Origin of the sequence: Arcanobacterium pinnipediorum (genome assembly GCF_023973165.1) — a bacterium.
GTDB classification, from domain to species: domain Bacteria; phylum Actinomycetota; class Actinomycetes; order Actinomycetales; family Actinomycetaceae; genus Arcanobacterium; species Arcanobacterium pinnipediorum.
In genome coordinates, this window is record NZ_CP099547.1 from 1,771,367 (window position 1) to 1,792,091 (window position 20,725).

Consider the following 20,725-nt stretch of genomic DNA (forward strand, 5'->3'; position numbering starts at 1 on the left):
CCACTCATGCATCTACCGGCACAGGACGTCAAACCCGCCATTACGCGACTAAAACGCGCCCGCGGACAACTCGATGCAGTCATCGCCGCCCTAGAAAGTGAACAAGACTGCCACGAAATCATTCCGCAGCTAGCAGCCGTTGCTAAAGCAATTGACCGGGCCGGATACCTGGTTATCTCTACCGGAATGAAAAAGTGTTATACCGATGGGCACGATATCGAAGAAGAACATCTGGAAAAAATGTTTCTCTCCCTCGCCTAGCAGCATCTAAGCTCGTTCAGATCGGCTCCGAAAGATCGAACATTGCGGGAGCTAGATGATATAGAGCACCACTTCCCTATATTTCAATCGAAGGCGGGCTGGTACGTTTAAGTACCAGCCCGCCTCGAGCATCATATTCGCAACATATCGCCTTAGCGCTTTTCTTGCCGAGCCACCTTAGCAGAGCGCAACACGTAGCCAGCCACAAAGGACAAAATCAGGGCGAAGAGCACACCGAGATTGGCCCAAGCCCACTCCCCGTCACGGCCACCTAAGCCAAGTGGGCCGAGCAAATAGCCTTGCCAATTATTCCATGCTGCTTCTTCAGCGAAATTGTTGATAACTAGACCCCAGCCGACGAACGAGGCCAGCGCCATCGTCGTCAACGACGTCCAATCCCAGGCGCCATAAATCCCTTTTGGATCAAACAACGCCTGCTCATCATATTCCCGCCGGCGCAACGCAATATCGGCAATCATCAAACCAGCCCACGACGCAATCGGAACACCCAACGTAATCAAAAACGACTGGAATGGCCCTAGGAAGTCTTGGGCAAAAAAGACCACCCAAATAGTACCCGTTGTCAAGATCAATCCATCAATACCTGCCGCCGCCGGACGCGGGATCCGCACACCTAAACTCAGCAACGTCAAACCAGAGGAATAGATACCCAGCACGGCGCCCGAAACCAGGCCCAGCACTGCGGTAATCAAGAATGGCAACAATACCCACGTCGGCAAAATCGTGGCCAAAGTACCAATCGGATCACTGGCAATGCCCGCATCCAATTCCGGATTCGACCCGACGATTAATAGACCCGCGATCAACAAAAATACGGGCGAGATAGCGCCACCGAAAGTATTCCACGCCACGATCTTCCACGCCGATACATCGCGAGACTGGTAGCGCGACCAGTCAGCGGCGATATTAATCCATCCCAAGCCAAAACCGGTCAGGAGCATCACGAGGGCACCGATCACCGCCGTCGTCGAACCTGATGGGCGTGCCATGACTGCCGAAAAATCAACTTGCGGCAACGTCAAAATGAGGTAGACAATCGTCAACGCACCCGTCACCCATGTTAATACCGACTGAATCTTCATAATGATGTGGTACCCAGCCACCGAGGCTACAACAATCATCGTTGCAATAACTACGCAGGCAATTATTTTGGTGAGCGTTCCACCACTCCAGCCCATCTGAGCCAAAACAGTCGCAGTGGCCAAAGTTGCCAAGATAGCGAGGAACGTCTCCCAGCCGATCGAGATCAACCATGAGAATACTCCCGGTACCCGTTGCCCATACACGCCAAACGCCGCTCGAGACAAAATCATGGTCGGCGCGGAACCGCGTTTACCGGCAATAGCTATCACGCCACACAAGGCAAACGAGATTGTCACACCTATCACACCGATGATCAGTGCTTGGATAAACGAGACGCCGAAACCGTACACAAAGGATGCGTACGAGATTCCGAAAACTGAAACATTGGCCGCGAACCATGGCCAGAAAAGATCGCTCGGCTTTGCGGTGCGTTCATGCTCGGCGATAATGTCGATGCCGTTGCTTTCAATCGTTAAACCTACAGAATCGGGAGATTTACTGGCTTTGTTCGCCATGGACCTCAAACCAACTTTCGTATCAAAATATTTTGCTTGGTTGGTAACAGTATGCCCGATATCGCAGGCGAGTGCGGGGAGAAATTTTGTGATCTCGGCAAAGCGCTGGCGCATGACTTAGTGCTCGGTAATACCGTAAGAATATGGCCTTCCATAGAATGGACAAGAGAATTTCACATATTAGACATCAGTTTTTGGCGGTTTCCTGTGCTCGGTAGGCTTTTGCCATGAACCAGAAAAATTCGGTAGACGCCGTGCCAAAGGCGCCCAAGCTTGTTCTTTTGTCCCTCCAACATCTTCTTGCGTTCTATGCTGGCGCAGTCATTGTTCCACTGCTGATCGCCTCGTCACTACACTTAGATTCTGCGACGACGATCCATCTCATTAACGCTGACCTGTTCACCTGCGGTTTAGCTACGTTGATTCAAAGCGTAGGTGTGACGAATAAAGTCGGTGTTCGCTTGCCGATCATTCAAGGCGTCACAACAACTGCGGTTGCCCCGATTATCGCCATCGGCTTGGCGGCCACGGACGGCGCAGGCGGTGAGGCATCACTACCCGTCATTTACGGTTCGATTATCGTTGCTGGCTTGTTTACATTCTTTGCCGCACCGTTCTTTGCCAAGCTTCTTCGTTTCTTCCCCCATCACGTCACCGGTACGGTTTTATTAGTGATGGGAACCTCTTTGTTAGCGGTTTCAGCTAACGACTTCGTCAACTACGCTGACGGCGTTCCAGCGGTTCGCGATCTAGCCTATGGCTTTGGCACGCTGCTCGCCATCGTTTTAGTCCAGCGATTCTTCCGCGGATTTTTGGGAACAATTTCGGTATTGATTGGATTGATCGGCGGCACCACAATCGCTCTTGTTATGGACCATATTCAACCAGAAAAGCTCGAAGCAATCACGAACTCTCCAGCACTAGGTGTCACGACGCCGTTCTATTTCGGATGGCCAGTATTTTCGTTCACCGCTATTATTTCGATGATTATCGTCATGTTGATTACGATGGTGGAAACTACCGGTGACGTTTTTGCTACCGGTGAGATTGTTGGTAAGCGCATTACTTCTGCCGACGTGGCTGCCGCGATTCGTGCTGACGGTGCATCAACAACCTTAGGTGGTATTCTCAATTCCTTCCCATACACCATGTTTGCTCAAAACGTCGGGTTGGTGCGACTAACTGGTATCAAATCGCGATGGGTTGCTGCCGGCGCTGGCGTGTTGATGATCATCGTTGGCTTACTGCCAAAGGTGGGAGCGCTCGTTGCCTCAATCCCTTCTCCGGTGCTCGGAGGCGCTTCGCTGGCGTTGTTCGCTAACGTGGCGTGGGTTGGTTTGCAAACGATTGCGAAATCCGATCTGGGTGACTTCCGTATCGCAGCGATCGTGACGACGTCGTTGGGCTTGGCGATGCTCGTAACTTTCCGTCCCGAAGTTGCTCAAGTATTCCCACAGTGGGCACAGGTCTTTTTCTCTTCCGGAATGTCAATCGGTTCAATTACCGCTATCTTGCTAAATCTGGTGTTCTTCCACATGCCATTTTCAGCGAAGCGTTCTGAACAACATATCGCCTCCGGTGTCAGCCTTGTGGACGTCAACGCAATGGATCAGCAATCCTTTGTATCAACATTGCGTCCGCTCTTTAATTCAGAAATCTGGCCACTTGAGAACGCCTGGCAGACTCGTCCGTTCGACTCCGTGACCCAACTTCGTGATGCGCTACTTGTAGGGGTGGTTCAAGCTGATGCAGCGCAACGTATGTCACTAGTATCTTCCTATCCAGATATGTATGAGATCGTAACCGCACCCGACAACGATGAAAACACTCAGGTCATTGGTTCGTTTGCCTTGGGCACTGCGAGCCAAGCGCAGCTAACAGAACTCAAGGAACTGTGTGATAGCTATCGGGCGAAGTTCGGTATTCCGTATGTGGCATTTTTGACTACGGATGCATCTATGGAAGGAATCTTAGATGATGCCCGCCGCAGATTAGCTCACGCTCCCGAAGTTGAACATATTGTTGCGGTGACACAAGTGGTTGATATTGCAGACGACCGCCTCGGTATTCTGATCCGTGGCGCCAATCAGCGAGCTCACGAATATCAAGGCTAATCGTTAAGATAGATTCTCACGTGGGAGGACTCCGGATCGGAGTCCTCCCACTCATTTGTACGATAATGTTTTCCGCCAAGTATGCCAGATTCCGATACTGCACAACAGTGAGCATAATTAATCAAGGATCACGCGAAGTAACGAGTTGACCGGCGGTAGTTATAAGTCTAATAGCTAGCTATCAATAATTTTGTGGGTGTGTGTTTGTGGTTGGGAGGGGTGCGGGTGTTTACTGGTTTATTCTATATACACGAAAATGGTAGGAGACACAACCACAATAGTTTAACCTACTGGGTGGTGTCTCCTACCTTGTCAATAATGTGTTGACGGCGGTGTCCTACTCTCCCACACTCCCTCGAGTGCAGTACCATCGGCGCTGGTAGGCTTAGCTATCCGGGTTCGGAATGGAGCCGGGCGTTTCCCTACCGCTATGACCACCGTCAAAAATCTTGGAGTTTAATACCACCACCACTGTATTTTAGTGTGGGGGTTGGGAATCGTATAGTGAACGCGAAACATGTTAATATCGTGTCTTTTGTTAAGTGGTTGGCCATTAGTACCAGTCAGCTCCAACAATTACTTGTTGTCCACGCCTGGCCTATCAACCCCATGGTCTATAGGGGGCCTTCAAAACATTAAATGTTTATGGAAACCTTATCTTAAAGCAGGCTTCCCGCTTAGATGCTTTCAGCGGTTATCCCTTCCGAACGTAGCTAACCAGCCATGCACCTGGCGGTACAACTGGCACACCAGAGGTTCGTCCGTCCCGGTCCTCTCGTACTAGGGACAGCCCTTTTCAAGTTTCCTACGCGCGCAGCGGATAGGGACCGAACTGTCTCACGACGTTCTGAACCCAGCTCGCGTGCCGCTTTAATGGGCGAACAGCCCAACCCTTGGGACCTACTCCAGCCCCAGGATGCGACGAGCCGACATCGAGGTGCCAAACCATGCCGTCGATATGAACTCTTGGGCAAGATCAGCCTGTTATCCCCGGGGTACCTTTTATCCGTTGAGCGACGGCGCTTCCACAAGCCACCGCCGGATCACTAGTTCCTACTTTCGTACCTGCTCGACCTGTCGGTCTCACAGTCAAGCTCCCTTGTACACTTACACTCAACACCTGATTGCCAACCAGGCTGAGGGAACCTTTGAGCGCCTCCGTTACCATTTAGGAGGCAACCGCCCCAGTTAAACTACCCACCAGGCACTGTCCCTGAACCAGATCATGGTCCAAGGTTAGACATCCAGCACGACCAGAGTGGTATTTCAACAATGACTCCATCACCACTAGCGTGGCAACTTCACAGTCTCCCACCTATCCTACACAAGCCGTACCGAACACCAATACCAAGCTATAGTAAAGGTCCCGGGGTCTTTCCGTCCTGCTGCGCGTAACGAGCATCTTTACTCGTAATGCAATTTCACCGAGTTCGCGGTTGAGACAGCGGAGAAGTCGTTACGCCATTCGTGCAGGTCGGAACTTACCCGACAAGGAATTTCGCTACCTTAGGATGGTTATAGTTACCACCGCCGTTTACTGGGGCTTAAATTCACAGCTTCGAACACAAACGTGTTCTAACCGTTCCTCTTAACCTTCCAGCACCGGGCAGGCGTCAGTCCGTATACATCCACTTACATGTTCGCACGGACCTGTGTTTTTGATAAACAGTCGCTTCTCCCTGGTTTCTGCGGCCATCACCCCTAGCCAGAAAAGGCTTCAAGGATCAGGCCCCCCTTCTTCCGAAGTTACGGGGGCATTTTGCCGAGTTCCTTAACCACGATTCACTCGCTCGCCTTAGTATACTCTACCCAACTACCTGTGTCGGTTTCGGGTACGGGCGGCTAAAACCTAACGTCGAGGCTTTTCTAGACAGCACAGGATCACTCTACTTCCCCACAATAATGGGTCATCATCCAGCCTCACCCTTCACGCTTCCCGGATTTACCTAGGAAACAGGCCGCACTGTTAAACGTGGCAAGCCATTAGCCACGCGAAGCTACCACTCTGCGTCACCCCTGTTAACACGCTTGCCTACTACATGCTCAGGCCCCACGCTCCCCACACACCATCAACCCGAAGGAAGACAATGGCAGATCGGATGGTTAGTATCACACGATTCAGCATTGACGGTCTTTCGCCGGTACCAGAATATCAACTGGTTACCCATCGACTACGCCTGTCGGCCTCGCCTTAGGACCCGACTAACCCAGGGCGGACGAACCTGGCCCTGGAACCCTTAGTTATACGGCGGACGGGATTCTCACCCGTCATTCGCTACTCATGCCTGCATTCTCACTCGTACGAAATCCACAACCAGTTACCTGTGCTGCTTCACCTCACGCACGACGCTCCCCTACCCAACAAAACACTAATGTCTCATTGCCACGGTTTCGGCGGTGTGCTTAGCCCCGCTACATTGTCGGCGCAGAATCACTTGACCAGTGAGCTATTACGCACTCTTTCAAGGATGGCTGCTTCTAAGCCAACCTCCTGGTTGTCACAGCAACTCCACATCCTTTCCCACTTAGCACACGCTTAGGGGCCTTAACCGATGGTCTGGGCTGTTTCCCTCTCGACTACGAAGCTTATCCCCCGCAGTCTCACTGCCGTGCTCTCACTTACCAGCATTCGGAGTTTGGCTGACGTCAGTACCCCGATAAGGGCCATCGGCCATCCAGTCGCTCTACCTCCAGTAAGAAACACACGACGCTGCACCTAAATGCATTTCGGGGAGAACCAGCTATCACGGAGTTTGATTGGCCTTTCACCCCTACCCACAGGTCATCCCCTCCATTTTCAACTGAAGTGGGTTCGGTCCTCCACACGCTCTTACACGTGCTTCAACCTGCCCATGGGTAGATCACCCCGCTTCGGGTCTAGAACATGCAACTAAAATTCGCTTTTTAAAACTCGCTTTCGCTACGACTACCCCACACGGGTTAACCTCGCTACATGCCACTAACTCGCAGGCTCATTCTTCAAAAGGCACGCCATCACCCCTACCAAGGAGGCTCTGACGGATTGTAAGCGTCCGGTTTCAGGTACTATTTCACTCCCCTCCCGGGGTACTTTTCACCATTCCCTCACGGTACTATCCACTATCGGTCACACGAAGTATTTAGGCTTACACAGTGGTCTGTGCAGATTCACACGGGATTTCACGTGCCCCGTGCTACTCGGGCACCACATAAGACAGACTGACATGTTACAACTACCGGACTCTCACCGTCTACGGTCCAGCTTCCCAACTGATTCGCCTACACACCAGCATTTATCACTATCCGACCCCTCATCGGCGGGATCAAACATGGCCCCACAACACCACACACGCAACGCCCGACAGCTATCACACGCACATGGTTTAGCCTCATCCGCTTTCGCTCGCCACTACTCACAGAATATCTTTTCCTACGGGTACTAAGATGTTTCACTTCCCCGCGTTACCCCCAAACACCCTATACATTCAGATGCTGGTAACTAGAAATAACTCTAGCCAGGTTCCCCCATTCGGACACCCCCGGATCACAGCTCGTTTGCCAACTCCCCGAGGCTTATCGCAGGCTACAACGTCCTTCATCGGCTCCGTATGCCAAGGCATCCACCGAACGCTCTTGAACACTTACAAAAAACCAAAGATGCTCGCGTCCACTATACAATTCTCAACCACCACACCAACACCACACCCCCAAACACCCCACAAAAGAGCATCCAGAAACACAGGCAGCACGGAGTATTACCCCACACCCCAACAGCATGCCAGCAATCCATAACAACATTTCCACTAAAAACCACCACAACCAACACCCCCAAAAAACAGGGACATCAGCCACACCCACAATAAACAAAACCAGGTGTGAAGGCAGCTCCTTAGAAAGGAGGTGATCCAGCCGCACCTTCCGGTACGGCTACCTTGTTACGACTTCGTCCCAATCGCCAATCCCACCTTCGACCGCTCCCCCCAAAAAGGTTAGGCCACGGGCTTCGGGTGTTACCAACTTTCGTGACGTGACGGGCGGTGTGTACAAGGCCCGGGAACGTATTCACCGCAGCGTTGCTGATCTGCGATTACTAGCGACTCCGACTTCATGGGGTCGAGTTGCAGACCCCAATCCGAACTGAGACTGGCTTTAAGGGATTCGCTCACCCTCACAAGCTCGCAACCCTCTGTACCAGCCATTGTAGCATGCGTGAAGCCCAAGACATAAGGGGCATGATGATTTGACGTCATCCCCACCTTCCTCCGAGTTAACCCCGGCAGTCTCTCGTGAGTCCCCACCATAACGTGCTGGCAACACAAGACAAGGGTTGCGCTCGTTGCGGGACTTAACCCAACATCTCACGACACGAGCTGACGACAACCATGCACCACCTGTACACCACCCCGAAGGCCACACTATCTCTAGCATGTCGCAGTGTATGTCAAGCCTTGGTAAGGTTCTTCGCGTTGCATCGAATTAATCCGCATGCTCCGCCGCTTGTGCGGGCCCCCGTCAATTCCTTTGAGTTTTAGCCTTGCGGCCGTACTCCCCAGGCGGGGCACTTAATGCGTTAGCTACGGTACAGGACCCATGGAAATGAAGCCCCACACCTAGTGCCCAACGTTTACGGCATGGACTACCAGGGTATCTAATCCTGTTCGCTCCCCATGCTTTCGCTCCTCAGCGTCAGTAACGGCCCAGTAACCTGCCTTCGCCATCGGTGTTCCTCCTGATATCTGCGCATTCCACCGCTACACCAGGAATTCCAGTTACCCCTACCGCACTCTAGTCTGCCCGTACCCACTGCAGCCCCGGAGTTAAGCCCCGGTCTTTCACAGCAGACGCGACAAACCGCCTACGAGCTCTTTACGCCCAATAATTCCGGACAACGCTCGCGCCCTACGTATTACCGCGGCTGCTGGCACGTAGTTAGCCGGCGCTTATTCAACACCTACCCTCAACTCTCGCCTTGTTCAGTGTTAAAAGGAGTTTACAACCCGAAAGCCTTCATCCCCCACGCGGCGTCGCTGCATCAGACTTGCGTCCATTGTGCAATATTCCCCACTGCTGCCTCCCGTAGGAGTCTGGGCCGTATCTCAGTCCCAATGTGGCCGGTCACCCTCTCAGGCCGGCTACCCGTCGAAGCCTTGGTAGGCCATCACCCCACCAACAAGCTGATAGGCCGTGAGCCCATCCCCCACCAGAAACCCTTTCCAACACCAAACATGCGTCCAGTGCAGAATATCCAGTATTAGACCCCGTTTCCAAGGCTTATCCCGAAGAAGGGGGCAGGTTACTCACGTATTACTCACCCGTTCGCCACTAATCCACCCCAGCAAGCTGGAGCATCATCGTTCGACTTGCATGTGTTAAGCACGCCGCCAGCGTTCGTCCTGAGCCAGGATCAAACTCTCCAAACAAAAACCAAACACCCCACAAAAGAGGCATCCAATCAATACACGTCCGAAAAGCCCAAACAGGCTCAACAAAACAGACAAACCAAAAACTAGCTCATCCAAAAAAATCAAAAACAAACCACAAAAGCTCGCCCTTGAAAAAACATAAGAGCAAACACACCAACCACAAAGGCCAGCACGCAAACCCTTACAAAACAATCATTATAAAAAGCTGACACACTATTGAGATATCAAACAACACACCCACACCCAACAACCACCCACAACAGGCAACCATCAAGAAGGATAACCGCGAAAAACACCAGCCCAGAAAACCAAACCAGTCATTCGCAACGAATAAAAACTATACCCACCCACCCACACAACCGTCAAACCAAAACAACGTAACCCCCACCACACATTTTCTCGGCTACGAAAACTCAGGCTCCCTCGTCGTTAACAATGAAAATTCGCCCTAAACTGTTTGCCGGCAGGCACAATCTAATCTTGCACATCAGCCCCAGCCTCCACACTTACCGCCACGATAGCCGCTAACGCACTCTTATGCGCCTTATGCACCTTCCTAACTACGCTAGTGTTAAGTCCTTCGCGGCTCGCCCATCCACGCAACTGGTAAAGCGGGATCTCCGCTGACTAGTTCTCGCTACATCGGTTACCCGCTTGCACATTCATTATCTGCCCTTGTGCATTGCGAGGCTGCTTTCCCTACGTCACCATAACCGTCTGCAATGACGTGACATGCACACCAGCGGTCAATCTGCTCAATGTCGTGCGCATAAACCTCACCAATGCGGGCAATGGAGTTACTCATAGAACAATCTCCCCATCAAAAACAAACTTTTCCGCATGTTTCGCTACCCAGTCGCGCGCCTTTTGATTGCGTTTTAACTCAATATCTTCATCTGCGAATAATTCATCAAAAATATCGAGACTACCCGCAGTATCAGCTTCAATTAACTGGGCAAGGTAGGTGCGGCGTGCAGCCCAGTCGTTGGCTGGAATTCCACCCCACCACAGAAGAATTTCATCGAGTATAGCTACCGTGTCATCATCGCCAATAATCTGAAACCCCGCGTAAGCATCTGACCATACTTGACCAGTGGGATTATCGAAGAATTGATAAAACCCGCCATTAAATACTTCCGACTCTAACCAATTCATCGCATAAAGCAGTCGTTGTTCTGCAGTGAAGTGACTCAGCGACTCCTCATATTGAGCATAGTTACCCCATAAATTACCCTTCCAATGGAGTGGCTCAATCACCGTCCATAAATCATCTTCTAACGCACTTCGCTGTACGCTTTGAACTGTAAGTGCAATATGCTTACTTGCGTGCGATAAGGATTTAGGCATTTGTCCCTCATATCTACTCTGTCAAGAACTGCATAGCTTCATATTCCAGAACTTTTATGCCGGCAAGAATCTGGGACTAACAACGTCTTTGCTATTGCCAAGTGTAGTACATGAGTAACTGAGACAAAATAAGTGTTCGAAGTGAACATCAACAGCGTTTAACCAGCACAGTTAAATTTGCTAGGTATTAACTGAGTATTGGTTTTTGTGGTTGGCGGATCGGTTTGCCTGTTGCAAAACCGGGGTATACGGGGTGATGTCCTCATATACGGGCCTATCGCCCCATATACCCCGGTTTCGGAACAAATTAAGGTCTTATCCGAGGCGGAAGCAGGTTAGATAGTAGTTGAGCTGGGATTTTGGGCGGATTGATTGATGGTCGAATACCTGCGCCATTTAGTGGATATGCGAAAGCCCCCGCTTTGGCAGGGGCTTCGGCTGAGAGCCGCCTGTGGGAATCGAACCCACAGGGGTCATTTTTATGCCCTGTTGAGTTAGTGCCGTTTTCCCGTGTTTTCATTGATAGGGCAGTGTTTAACCCTTTTCACTATGTGCGCTTAAATATGCTGTAGTATGCTTGTAAATGTGTTCCTTGGTATGCATAGAGTATGCAAAATTATTAGGGGGAAACGTTGGCACGGAGCGACTTTGGGAAGATTCAACGGCAACGATCTGGCAAATATCAAGCCAAATATTTACACCCACACGCTAAATACACCGATGAGGGAAAGCCTAACTACATAACAGCCCCCACCACATTCACCACTAAAACCGCGGCGCGCTCATGGCTCGCACAGGTAAAAGCAGATATAGACCGTGGCGTGTGGAAGTCACCCGAACAGTTAGACCGCGAGCGCATAGAAGCCGAACAGCAGGCGAAGAAAAACGCATACACGTTTGGGGAGTTCGCGCAACGGTGGATAGATAGTAGAGAGTTACGACCGACGACGAAACATAAATATGAATCGTTACTTAATCTGCATATCCTGCCGGCGTTTAAGCACATGCCGATACGGTCTATTACTCGTGCCGATGTGCGGGCATGGTTGGAGGTAGTGGCACCGGGCAGGCCACGCACGCGCAAAGGCGCGGCAGACTTATTGGGCACTATCTTTCGTAGTGCCGTGCTATTTGAAGTGGTCGCTGTGTCGCCTTATGTTGCTGGAATGTTCCAAGAAGTTCGCCCACCGAAACCGCCTAAAGGCATGAAAGTACAGACGCGGCCACGGCAAGCATTAACACTCAAACAGTTAGACGATTTAGCCAACACGGTTGCCCCATACTTATCGTTACTAGTGCGATTGTCTGGACTAGTAGGGTTGCGATCTGGTGAGGCGCGCGCATTACGGGCAAGCGACGTAGAAGTATTGACTACCGACCGTAAAGGCAAACCAACCAGCATGGCTATTCATGTACGCCGCAACGTTACCGGAGAGGGTAACGCGCTACATTTTGGCGAACCGAAAACCGCCGCAGGCGTGCGGAGTTTCATTGTGCCCCCTGTGCTGATACCTGAACTATGGGAGCTAATACAAACACGAAAGACTGACGGCCTGTTATTCCATTCCGTAGGCAAACCCACCACGGTCATACCTGACACCACATATAGACATTGCGTGGAGCGTGCCGCGGAAAGCCTCGGACTAGGAAAAGTCCACCCCCACGATCTACGCCGCACAGCAATCACAGCTATGAGCGAGCAACAAATACCGCCACATATTTCCCAAACCATTTCCGGCCACACTGATGAAGCAATGCAGGAACGCTACAGACTAGCCAACCTTGACGGGTTGAACGCCGCAGCGCTCGCGATAAGTAAAGCCTATGAGGAACGGGACAAGGTGGCCTCACTGGACGCTAAACGCAGAGAACACGAAAACCAGAACAACACCACTAGCCAGCAGGCTAAATGAGAAAGGAACCCTATTATGACGACGACAGAACCAACACAGCCAGTCGAGGAATTACGCGCGCTACTGCCTGATAACCTTGACGAATACAGTTATGACGTGAACACTCATTGCCCTGACGGCCATGCGTTCGCGAGTTTTGGGTACAAAAACTATGGCTTATTGTCGATAGGATACTGGGCTATCGCAACCAAAAACGGCGGACGACTAGAAGAGCCTGAGGTCTTGCTTGAAAGCGCTACGGGGTTCACAGCCAATGAGTTGTTAGAACTCGCTCGCAACGCTACCAAAGCCGCTATGTTCCTCAAAGCCACAACAGCCAACACAGCAGGGGCACGCGCATGAGCATTACAGAAAATTGCGTTACCCTATATTGCTCCAATCCCTGCCATGGAAAGAAGAAGCTCAAGCCGCGCTATTACCTTGCCAACGCATTGTTCGACATTGAAGAAACACCCATAACCTACGAGCAGGTGGAATATCTAAATGCTGATGGCGAATTAGCGATGCCATACGATGATGTCGTTAGAGAATATAAGGACGAACGCAACTTTACTTTGTTCAAAGGCGGGCTAGAGTGTGTGCTAGTCCCCTTTATCCCAGATAGCGCACAACCCCCTAGATGGAGATTAGAGCATATTAATACTGAACGTCTAAGCACGCTAAGCCCTCAGGCGCAAAAGTATGTTAAAACAGTTGTCACACCAACAAAAGGAATGCATAACGCGATAACACTAACTATCACCGCTAGGGGAGCTAAACCGGCAACTGAACAGACACAAGAACTTTTCACGTCTTTAGAATTCCTTAACAATTTCCTTAACAATTTCCCTGATTCCATTTTCAATGACCGTTTTAATTACCCAGAAGAAACCGAGATGTATGGTGAGAACTTGCCACATAACTACAATGATGATCTAAACGGCCTTACCTTTTCATTTTCACCTAACGAAAATAGTTACGGCCTTTTCCGGCGAATACACCTAATAAAACCAGCGAGCGACGTAAAGATATGCGGATTCAACTCACCTGTACTGTTTATGCGACAGAATGAAAATACCCCCCGAAACAACACGTATATTTTTGGGCAGCTTGACAGCTCCCCCGAACTAACAGAAGTGTATGAACTCGATGTTACAAGCCGCCTTGTCACATTCCACTGCCCCTACCAGCACAACCACCGACCACTACGAGTTGAGGATATTGTCCAAGCCGTCACCGTGGCGAGGGATGCGGGAATAACCGAGTTAGACATAGCCAGCCTTGAAAAATATTGCGTATGAAACTTAACCAGACTATATTTGTGCGTAGATGGGCACATGTTCCCATTTAGCCTTATCACGCTATGTGATCGTTAGGTGCTTGACTACCAGCCGGTAGCGTTCAAGTTTTCTAGCAGGCCATTCCTATGGCCGTAATAGTCGTGCTTTCACGACAGTTAGGAAACTTGACAATGACTACGGTTATTGAACACCCAAACGTCTCATACACAACAATTAACGGTGCTGCGCACTATCTCAACGTGCACCCTGACACGATCCGGCGCATGATCTACGCTAACAAGCTCCCCCCACGTCAAAGTAGGCCGCGTTATCCGCATACCACTAGACGCACTCACCCCTGAGGCACTCAACGGCAAGGAGGTGAACTAATGAGCCTCACACTAGTACCAGACAACAACACCACCCGTGAAGTAGCGTCCGCGACCGCGAGCGCGCAAGGCGTGCTGATTGAAGCGCGTAACCGGCGTATAGGTTTAACGTGGGAAGAGACACGCGCCACACACACTATGTTGGCTGATCTGCTGAACACTTACCCGGCGTTGGGTGGTGATGTGGCATGAAAAAAGACCATCTAGGGGGTGCTAAACGGTCTGCCCATATTCTACCTCATGCGCTCGCGAATAATGCACCTATAGACCCGACATGTACGCCTCATGGGTTGGTTGCGATCACGTCGAACCAGTACGCGCCGATAAGGGTGCGGGTTAATGGTGTCGTCGTCGATCTTGACCCGGCCACCGGGCGCAGCCTTGGACACGCACTACTTGACGCGGTAGCCACCTGGTACGGGTGGGAGGTGCAGGCATGAGCGCTAGTAATGACATGCTTGAGCACCTAAAAGACATTGAGCAGGGTTTAATAGGTGCGGCTTTATCGAGTGGCAACTGGAAACACTTACATGAGGTTCAACCGCAATGGTTCAACGATCCACGACACCAACATATCTGGCACGTGTTCAGTGAGCTAGATCAGTCTGGTACACAGTTCGACAATGTAACCTCATGGTCGATCATTGAAACTATCAACGAACAAGACCGCAGGGGAATAGACCGACCCTATATAGGCGATTGTGTGCATAAGGCACCCTCAGTGCCACTTATCCCTGATTACATAAAGCAACTCAAAGACGCTTATGTTGATAGGGAACTTGGTAGCCGCATAGAGCGGTTAAGTCAGTTACGCGATGGTAAGGCAGACCGTGATGTGATTCTTAGTGAGATAGAGGCAACTAAACAGTTCCTTAACACCGAATCTTCCACTAAAGGAACTAGCAAGCGTCTTGTCCTGACCCCCTACAGCCAGATAGAAGAAGAACCAAGCTACATGCTGTGGGAGGGCTACATACCCGCAAGATCAATAACCATGCTCGGAGGTGGTGGCGGTAGTGGTAAAACCACGCTAGCGCTACAAATAGCCGGACAAGTCATTAAAGGCACTTTAGAGGGTGACTACTATGGCAAACCCGGGAAAGTTGCCTATCTTGGACTAGACGACTCTAAAGAATCCATTACCCGGCCGCGAGCGCGCGCCGCTGGTGTAGACCTGAACGAGTTTTACGACATGAGCGCTAGAGACGGGGATAAGGAATTAACCGCCACTAGCGTGATTGATGTTCTCGGAGACCTTAAAGACACGGGCGTGACCCTTGTTATTCTCGATCCCGTTAGTGCATTATTCCAAGGCGATAACGATAACCCTCTACAAGTGGAACGGTTCGTACAAGGATTGACCCGTGTTGCTGAGCAAACCGGTGTCACATTCTTGTGTTTAAGTCACGTGAAAAAAGGCGGCGGGCGCGGCGCAGACGCGTTACTTGGTTCTACCAAATGGCGTGATAGTGCCCGCAGTCTTTTACTCATGGCAAAAAAGCCTGACGCTAAAGAATCTGTAGTATCGGCAATAAAGTTTAACCACGGAGAAGCCGGTAAGCACAGGTTGTATATGTTCGATTCAGTGCCCTTAACGATAGCCGGGGTACAGCATAAAGACGTGGGGGTATTGCGCTACGTTGGAGAATCTGATGTATCTGCTGAGTCAGTAACTAATTACTCCCCAACGTCTTACGAGGACGCACAAGAAACAGAGGACAAAGCCCAATGGCTATTAGAACAATTCACCGGGCAAACCACCTCTATTCCAGATAGCGAACTATCCAACAGGTTCAGAGCTGCGGGGCTTGGGGCTAAATCTACTTACCAGCGTGCTAAGAATAGAGCTGGTCTAGTAACTGAACGCGTGAAAGGTTTTCAAGGCGGTTCTATCGTGTACTCACCCGGACATGTTCCGCCAAGCATGGACACAGGAGACACTATTAAGGTCACACAGTCCGCTCAACCTAACCACAGTGACCACAATGGGGAAACAGTTGCCACTTTTCCGCACTCTAGCAACGTTTCTACAATGCGGTCACATTCAGGTCAAACAAGCCCTGATGACCACATTGTGACCACAATGGCAAACCCCCTTGATAGCAACGAAAACAAGCCGTTAGAACCCCATTCAGGTCACGATTCACCCGTTAAGCAAGCAAGCGAACCCAAAGGCACATGCCCACTGCACCAAACGCCATTAGACAAAAAAGGAGGGTGCGATCAATGCAAAGAAGAACTATAACCATTGAGAACCACACCTACCCATTACCGGCTACTGGTGTACGTGGTGCAGACTGCCACGAGTTCCACTCAACGGCTTAACCCTCCACCCATGGTGTCAATGGGAACAAGAACAAGCCCAACACCAACAGCAAGCAGCCTAAAACAAACTAGCCGGGGAACCAGCCACACGCGCACAGGTTCCCCGGCCATTCATTTACCGAAATCCGCTCAACCCTCAACATGGACACATGGCGCGAGATCAAAAGGAAAGCCCACCCCACACACCGAAAAATGGAAACTGGCACGCTCGCTCGCACACGACCACTATCCGGCGGTTAAGCAGTGTAAAAGGTTAGAACTATGAACAATGAAACACGGCTAAACATGAACCTGATCGAGTTTCTCACGTGGTGTGAACAAAACCAGCAAGACCCAACCACGCTACTCCTACAACTCACGGACACAGACGACTAGCTCAGGGAGTTTGTGAGCATTGACCCTAGCACCCCTTGGAACGTGCCACAATCGAGCTAATAGCACGCTTAGACAGTTCACAGGCAACGGAAGCTAGTGACCGCAAATGCGTGTGTTAAATCAGCGTTGAACATCTCTGAAAGCCCATGAGTTTGTGGCCTGACCGCGAGCGCATACCCATGGGGTGCATTACCCTACCCCTCCCAGTTCGCACCCTAGGCACAGCGTAGCGATATATCCCCCCGCCGAAAACACAACGAAAACTCTAAAACCCGTACAGCCTGTCAGCTCCTAAACGCGTAGCGGTCATACCAACAAGGTTAGGGGTATAGGGGTGGGGTGGTGTTTCGCCACCTCATAGGGTCATGGCTGTGGGAGTATTTTCGGGTTATAGGACAAAAGTTATTGATTTTGGGTTAGTAGTCGTTGCGGTAGGGTGTGTGGGTGTGGAGTTCGTTCCAGTCAAGGCCGTTGCCCCAGCGATGGTTGTTGTGGTCGGCTCGGTGTCGGGCTGCGGCTTGCTGGTAAGCGCGCATGATGTCCGTGTTGGTGGGCATGATACGCAGGATTTCGGCTGGGTTGGCAGGGTTCTCGGTGTGTAGGTAGCACCACCATGACACTGCACGGATCCGGTGATCGATACTCATACCCCGATGACGGCGCAGCAGTTCACGTAAAGGCGAGTTGATACCTCCCTCGATCTGGTTATTCATCGCTGGTAGAGAACCGATTATTTCTCCGTCATCGTAAAGATCGGGATTGAGAAACGTGAACAAATGGCCACTATCGACCAGCCTAGACAGACTATTGCCAGCCTTGACGAGCCGCTCGTGTTTATCGACTAGTTTTCCTTTCTCGTTACGGGTTTTCTCGGCCAGGAACCCAGCCCAACGGTGACGCCAAGCATAGAAGCTATCGATCCATGCGTGCGCGTGTGCGGGAGTTTTCACATGCAATAGATCAACACCGATCCGGTAGAGCTGTCTGCCACATTCAGTTCGTGAGCGTGTGGTCGTGTAGCGTTTGACCTGTTGATAGGCGTGGAACGTGCAGCGTTGGACACGCGTGGAGGGCCACAATCGTGCCCGAGCTGTTGTGAAACCTGTGCCCCCGTCAGCCACGACCATACCGGGTGGTGGGATTTTCGCGAGCAGGTCCAGCCAGGCTTGGGTCGATTCACGTCTGGCCACATGCCAGGCAATCACATATTCGGGGCTGCAGGCGATCAGAATGACAGCATCGCGGCCTAAATGGATACCATCAACATGGATCACGCGGTGGTCTTGCCCATCGGGTTCGCATATCGGCCAGATCTCCCACAACACAGCGCTCCTGCGTCGGAAGGTCCGGCCCTGTCCAGGAAGTTCTCGCTGCGTGGTTTTCCCAGTCAGAACGTCTAAGAACGCGCGCAAATCCCGCGAAGTGACGTCGTTATGCCAACGCGAGGTTACCTTGCATGAGCAGCAGATCCAGCGTTGGTGGCCGCATTTGTCTTTACCGTTTTTGACCATGCCTTCACCACAAGTAGGGCAGTGTTTCTTGTTCGATCTCATACCCACTAGTATGCAACCGACTTTCACCACAATTTTTCCCTGCTATCACGCGGATAACTGGCAACAAAATCAATAACTATTGTCCAACCAAAAACTCGAGTCGAAACGAGTTTCTTTCCAGAAAACCCCACCCTAGCAACGAAAAACAGCAAAACCATCAATAACAATTGTCCGCTAGCCCGTATTTCATTTCATTGGTATGCATACGGTATGCAAAGCCCTAAAACAGAACCCCCTGTTTTCAACTTTTCGTTGATATAACAGGGGGAACTAGTGGAGCCGCCTGTGGGAATCGAACCCACGACCTTCTCATTACGAGTGAGACGCTCTACCGACTGAGCTAAGGCGGCGGATTGAAGAACTTACATCCTACAAACCTTGTGCCATTACAGCTCTAATAATCTATCTGATACATTGCTTCGATGACAAATGGTTACAGAGGAACATCGAGTATTCCGTCATAAATCACACGATAATTATTCGAAATTGTGCGCTCGTCTAACGCTTTGGCGCCATAACCAAAGCGAAGGGCGGAACGCATAGCGTTCCGCCCTTCCATTATTGAGTTGTAGGACCCTCTACTGCGCCGGGCAGCGCAAGCCATCTTCTGGCACAGTTCCGTTGAGCAGGTATGCATCAAGGGAATCCTTCACACACGAACCTGATGGGCGACCATATGCAGTATGTCCCTCACCTTCCCAGGTCACGAGCACTGCGTTATCAAATGCCTTTTCAAAGGCAACAGCCCACTCGTATGGGGTTGCCGGATCGCCAACCGTTCCTACTACCACGATCGGATCAGACCCGGTAGCAGTGAATCGTTTGATGATTTCGTGATCTGGCTTCGGCAGAGCTTGGCAAGTTCCTTGCGAGAAGCCCATCAAGTCACCGAAGAGTGGAGATTCATTTTTGAGTTCATCACTGAGCCGTTCCCAATCAGCAGGCGTTCCCTCAATGATGGAATCTGCACAGTTAATCACGATATTTGCTTCTGTAGAGTTATTTTCAAACTCACCAGTTTGGGTGCGACCAGTATAGGCATCGAAGAAGAGCTGGAAGAGGTTTCCAGTTCCATCATTTTGATATTCGTCGATTGCCTGGGAAAGGAACGGCCACGACGCATCATCATATAGTGGTGTGATGAATCCGAAAAGCAAACCTGACTGAGTTAGTGGGCGCTCTTGATCGGCTGTTGGAAGTGGTTGTTCACCAGCTTTATCAAACATTTGCCGAATTTCGGCACGCGCCTCATCGCGAGTCCCATTGAACGGACAATCCTCACGTGTCAAACAATCATCAATGTAGTTGTTTGTGGCTAACTCAAATCCCTTCATCTGCGCTTTTTGCTGCTCATATTGCGAGACGTCAGAATCAACAGCACCGTCAAGGATTACGCGACCAACATTGTTGGGGAATAATTCGCTATACATTCCACCAAGTGAGGTGCCGTATGAAAATCCGACATAGTACAGCTTCGGGTCACCGACGAGATGGCGGATAACATCCATATCTCGGGCTGCTTCCTCAGTTCCGGCATACTTGACAAGTTCACCAGTATTTTGCACACACTTATTAGCAAACTCGATCTCTGAGGCACGTGACTGTTCTCGGCCTTCAGGAGTATCTGGGAACGTAGTGGCAAGATAAACATCGAGTTCTGCATCAGAGACGCAGTCAATTGGGCTAGATTCTCCCACACCACGAGGATCGAATCCAATGACATCAAAACTGTTGGTGATCCGCTCGGTGAAGAACTGTTCGGCACTTTCTGCCATTTCTTGACCGCCACCACCAGGACCACCGGGATTTGCCAGCAAGGAACCGATTTTATCGCTGTCTGCATGACGCCGCTTGATCTTTAATTCGATCGTCGCCCCATCCGGATCAGCATAATTGAGCGGAACCATCATAGTTGTACAGTCCAAACCGGCTCCACACTCTTCCCACGTCAACTCTTGGGTGTAGAACTTCTCTAAACCCGCGGGAATTTCTGGCATCGGTGCATCGATAGCTTTGACCTGAATTGAGGAGGATTCTTTCGCGATTGACTTCGTTTCCGAAGAATCCTTACTCGATTTGACCTCTGCAGTTCCCGAACAGCTCGCCAAAACAAGCGCAAGGCTACCTAGCACGGCAAATATACGTTTTTTCATCTGGTTCCTAACCTT

At 50.9% G+C, this 20,725-nt stretch carries 12 protein-coding genes, 1 tRNA gene and 3 rRNA genes; 8 read left to right on the forward strand and 8 right to left on the reverse strand.

Annotation, left to right across the window (positions count from 1 at the left end):
* Window positions 1-6 precede the first annotated feature (6 nt).
* Window positions 7-261, forward strand: coding sequence for a metal-sensitive transcriptional regulator (locus NG665_RS07925; RefSeq protein WP_252673168.1), 255 nt, complete (start codon window positions 7-9; stop codon window positions 259-261).
* 152 nt (window positions 262-413) lie between these two features.
* Here the strand turns inward: NG665_RS07925 and NG665_RS07930 are convergent, their stop codons facing one another.
* The gene (locus tag NG665_RS07930) at window positions 414-1,880 is read right to left on the reverse strand and encodes a purine-cytosine permease family protein (RefSeq protein ID WP_252674109.1); all 1,467 of its coding nucleotides are present in this window, start codon (window positions 1,878-1,880) and stop codon (window positions 414-416) included.
* 227 nt (window positions 1,881-2,107) lie between these two features.
* Here NG665_RS07930 and NG665_RS07935 point away from each other — a divergent pair, with 227 nt between their 5' ends.
* Window positions 2,108-3,994, forward strand: a complete 1,887-nt coding sequence (locus tag NG665_RS07935; RefSeq protein WP_252673169.1) for a solute carrier family 23 protein — start codon at window positions 2,108-2,110, stop codon at window positions 3,992-3,994.
* A 324-nt stretch (window positions 3,995-4,318) separates the two neighbouring features.
* Here NG665_RS07935 and rrf read toward each other — a convergent pair.
* The 4 genes from rrf to NG665_RS07955 form a co-directional block, all read right to left on the reverse strand.
* A 5S ribosomal RNA gene (gene rrf / locus NG665_RS07940) occupies window positions 4,319-4,436 on the reverse strand.
* Window positions 4,437-4,527: 91 nt separating this feature from the next.
* Window positions 4,528-7,620: ribosomal RNA gene (locus tag NG665_RS07945) — 23S ribosomal RNA — on the reverse strand.
* 246 nt (window positions 7,621-7,866) lie between these two features.
* Window positions 7,867-9,393 (reverse strand): 16S ribosomal RNA (locus NG665_RS07950).
* The 16S, 23S and 5S rRNA genes sit together here, the layout of an rRNA operon.
* 804 nt (window positions 9,394-10,197) lie before the next feature.
* Window positions 10,198-10,743, reverse strand: a complete 546-nt coding sequence (locus NG665_RS07955) for a DMP19 family protein (RefSeq protein ID WP_252673170.1) — start codon at window positions 10,741-10,743, stop codon at window positions 10,198-10,200.
* 632 nt (window positions 10,744-11,375) lie between these two features.
* On the opposite strand from NG665_RS07955, the gene NG665_RS07960 reads away from it, so the two are divergent.
* The 6 genes from NG665_RS07960 to NG665_RS07980 all read left to right on the forward strand — a co-directional run bounded on the left by NG665_RS07960 (window position 11,376) and on the right by NG665_RS07980 (window position 16,549).
* Window positions 11,376-12,656 carry a tyrosine-type recombinase/integrase gene (locus NG665_RS07960; RefSeq protein ID WP_252673171.1) on the forward strand — a complete coding sequence of 427 codons (1,281 nt, stop codon included), beginning with the start codon at window positions 11,376-11,378 and terminating at the stop codon, window positions 12,654-12,656.
* A gap of 15 nt (window positions 12,657-12,671) precedes the next feature.
* Window positions 12,672-12,998, forward strand: a complete 327-nt coding sequence (locus NG665_RS07965; protein ID WP_252673172.1) for a hypothetical protein — start codon at window positions 12,672-12,674, stop codon at window positions 12,996-12,998.
* A complete protein-coding gene (locus tag NG665_RS07970) occupies window positions 12,995-13,936 on the forward strand; it encodes a hypothetical protein (protein ID WP_252673173.1) in 942 nt (313 codons plus the stop codon). Before NG665_RS07965 ends, NG665_RS07970 begins: the two co-directional genes overlap by 4 nt.
* A gap of 170 nt (window positions 13,937-14,106) precedes the next feature.
* Window positions 14,107-14,277, forward strand: coding sequence for a helix-turn-helix domain-containing protein (locus NG665_RS08775; RefSeq protein ID WP_353888236.1), 171 nt, complete (start codon window positions 14,107-14,109; stop codon window positions 14,275-14,277).
* A 27-nt stretch (window positions 14,278-14,304) separates the two neighbouring features.
* On the forward strand, window positions 14,305-14,496 hold the full coding sequence (locus tag NG665_RS07975; protein ID WP_252673174.1) for a hypothetical protein: 192 nt from the start codon (window positions 14,305-14,307) through the stop codon (window positions 14,494-14,496).
* Window positions 14,497-14,740: 244 nt separating this feature from the next.
* On the forward strand, window positions 14,741-16,549 hold the full coding sequence (locus NG665_RS07980; protein WP_252673175.1) for an AAA family ATPase: 1,809 nt from the start codon (window positions 14,741-14,743) through the stop codon (window positions 16,547-16,549).
* Window positions 16,550-17,420: 871 nt separating this feature from the next.
* On the opposite strand, the gene NG665_RS07985 is transcribed toward NG665_RS07980, so the two are convergent.
* The 3 genes from NG665_RS07985 to NG665_RS07995 all read right to left on the reverse strand — a co-directional run bounded on the left by NG665_RS07985 (window position 17,421) and on the right by NG665_RS07995 (window position 20,710).
* Window positions 17,421-18,557, reverse strand: coding sequence for an IS1249 family transposase (locus NG665_RS07985; protein WP_289812914.1), 1,137 nt, complete (start codon window positions 18,555-18,557; stop codon window positions 17,421-17,423).
* A 274-nt stretch (window positions 18,558-18,831) separates the two neighbouring features.
* A tRNA-Thr gene (locus NG665_RS07990) sits at window positions 18,832-18,907 on the reverse strand.
* A 228-nt stretch (window positions 18,908-19,135) separates the two neighbouring features.
* On the reverse strand, window positions 19,136-20,710 hold the full coding sequence (locus NG665_RS07995; protein WP_252673176.1) for an alpha/beta hydrolase: 1,575 nt from the start codon (window positions 20,708-20,710) through the stop codon (window positions 19,136-19,138).
* Window positions 20,711-20,725 lie beyond the last annotated feature (15 nt).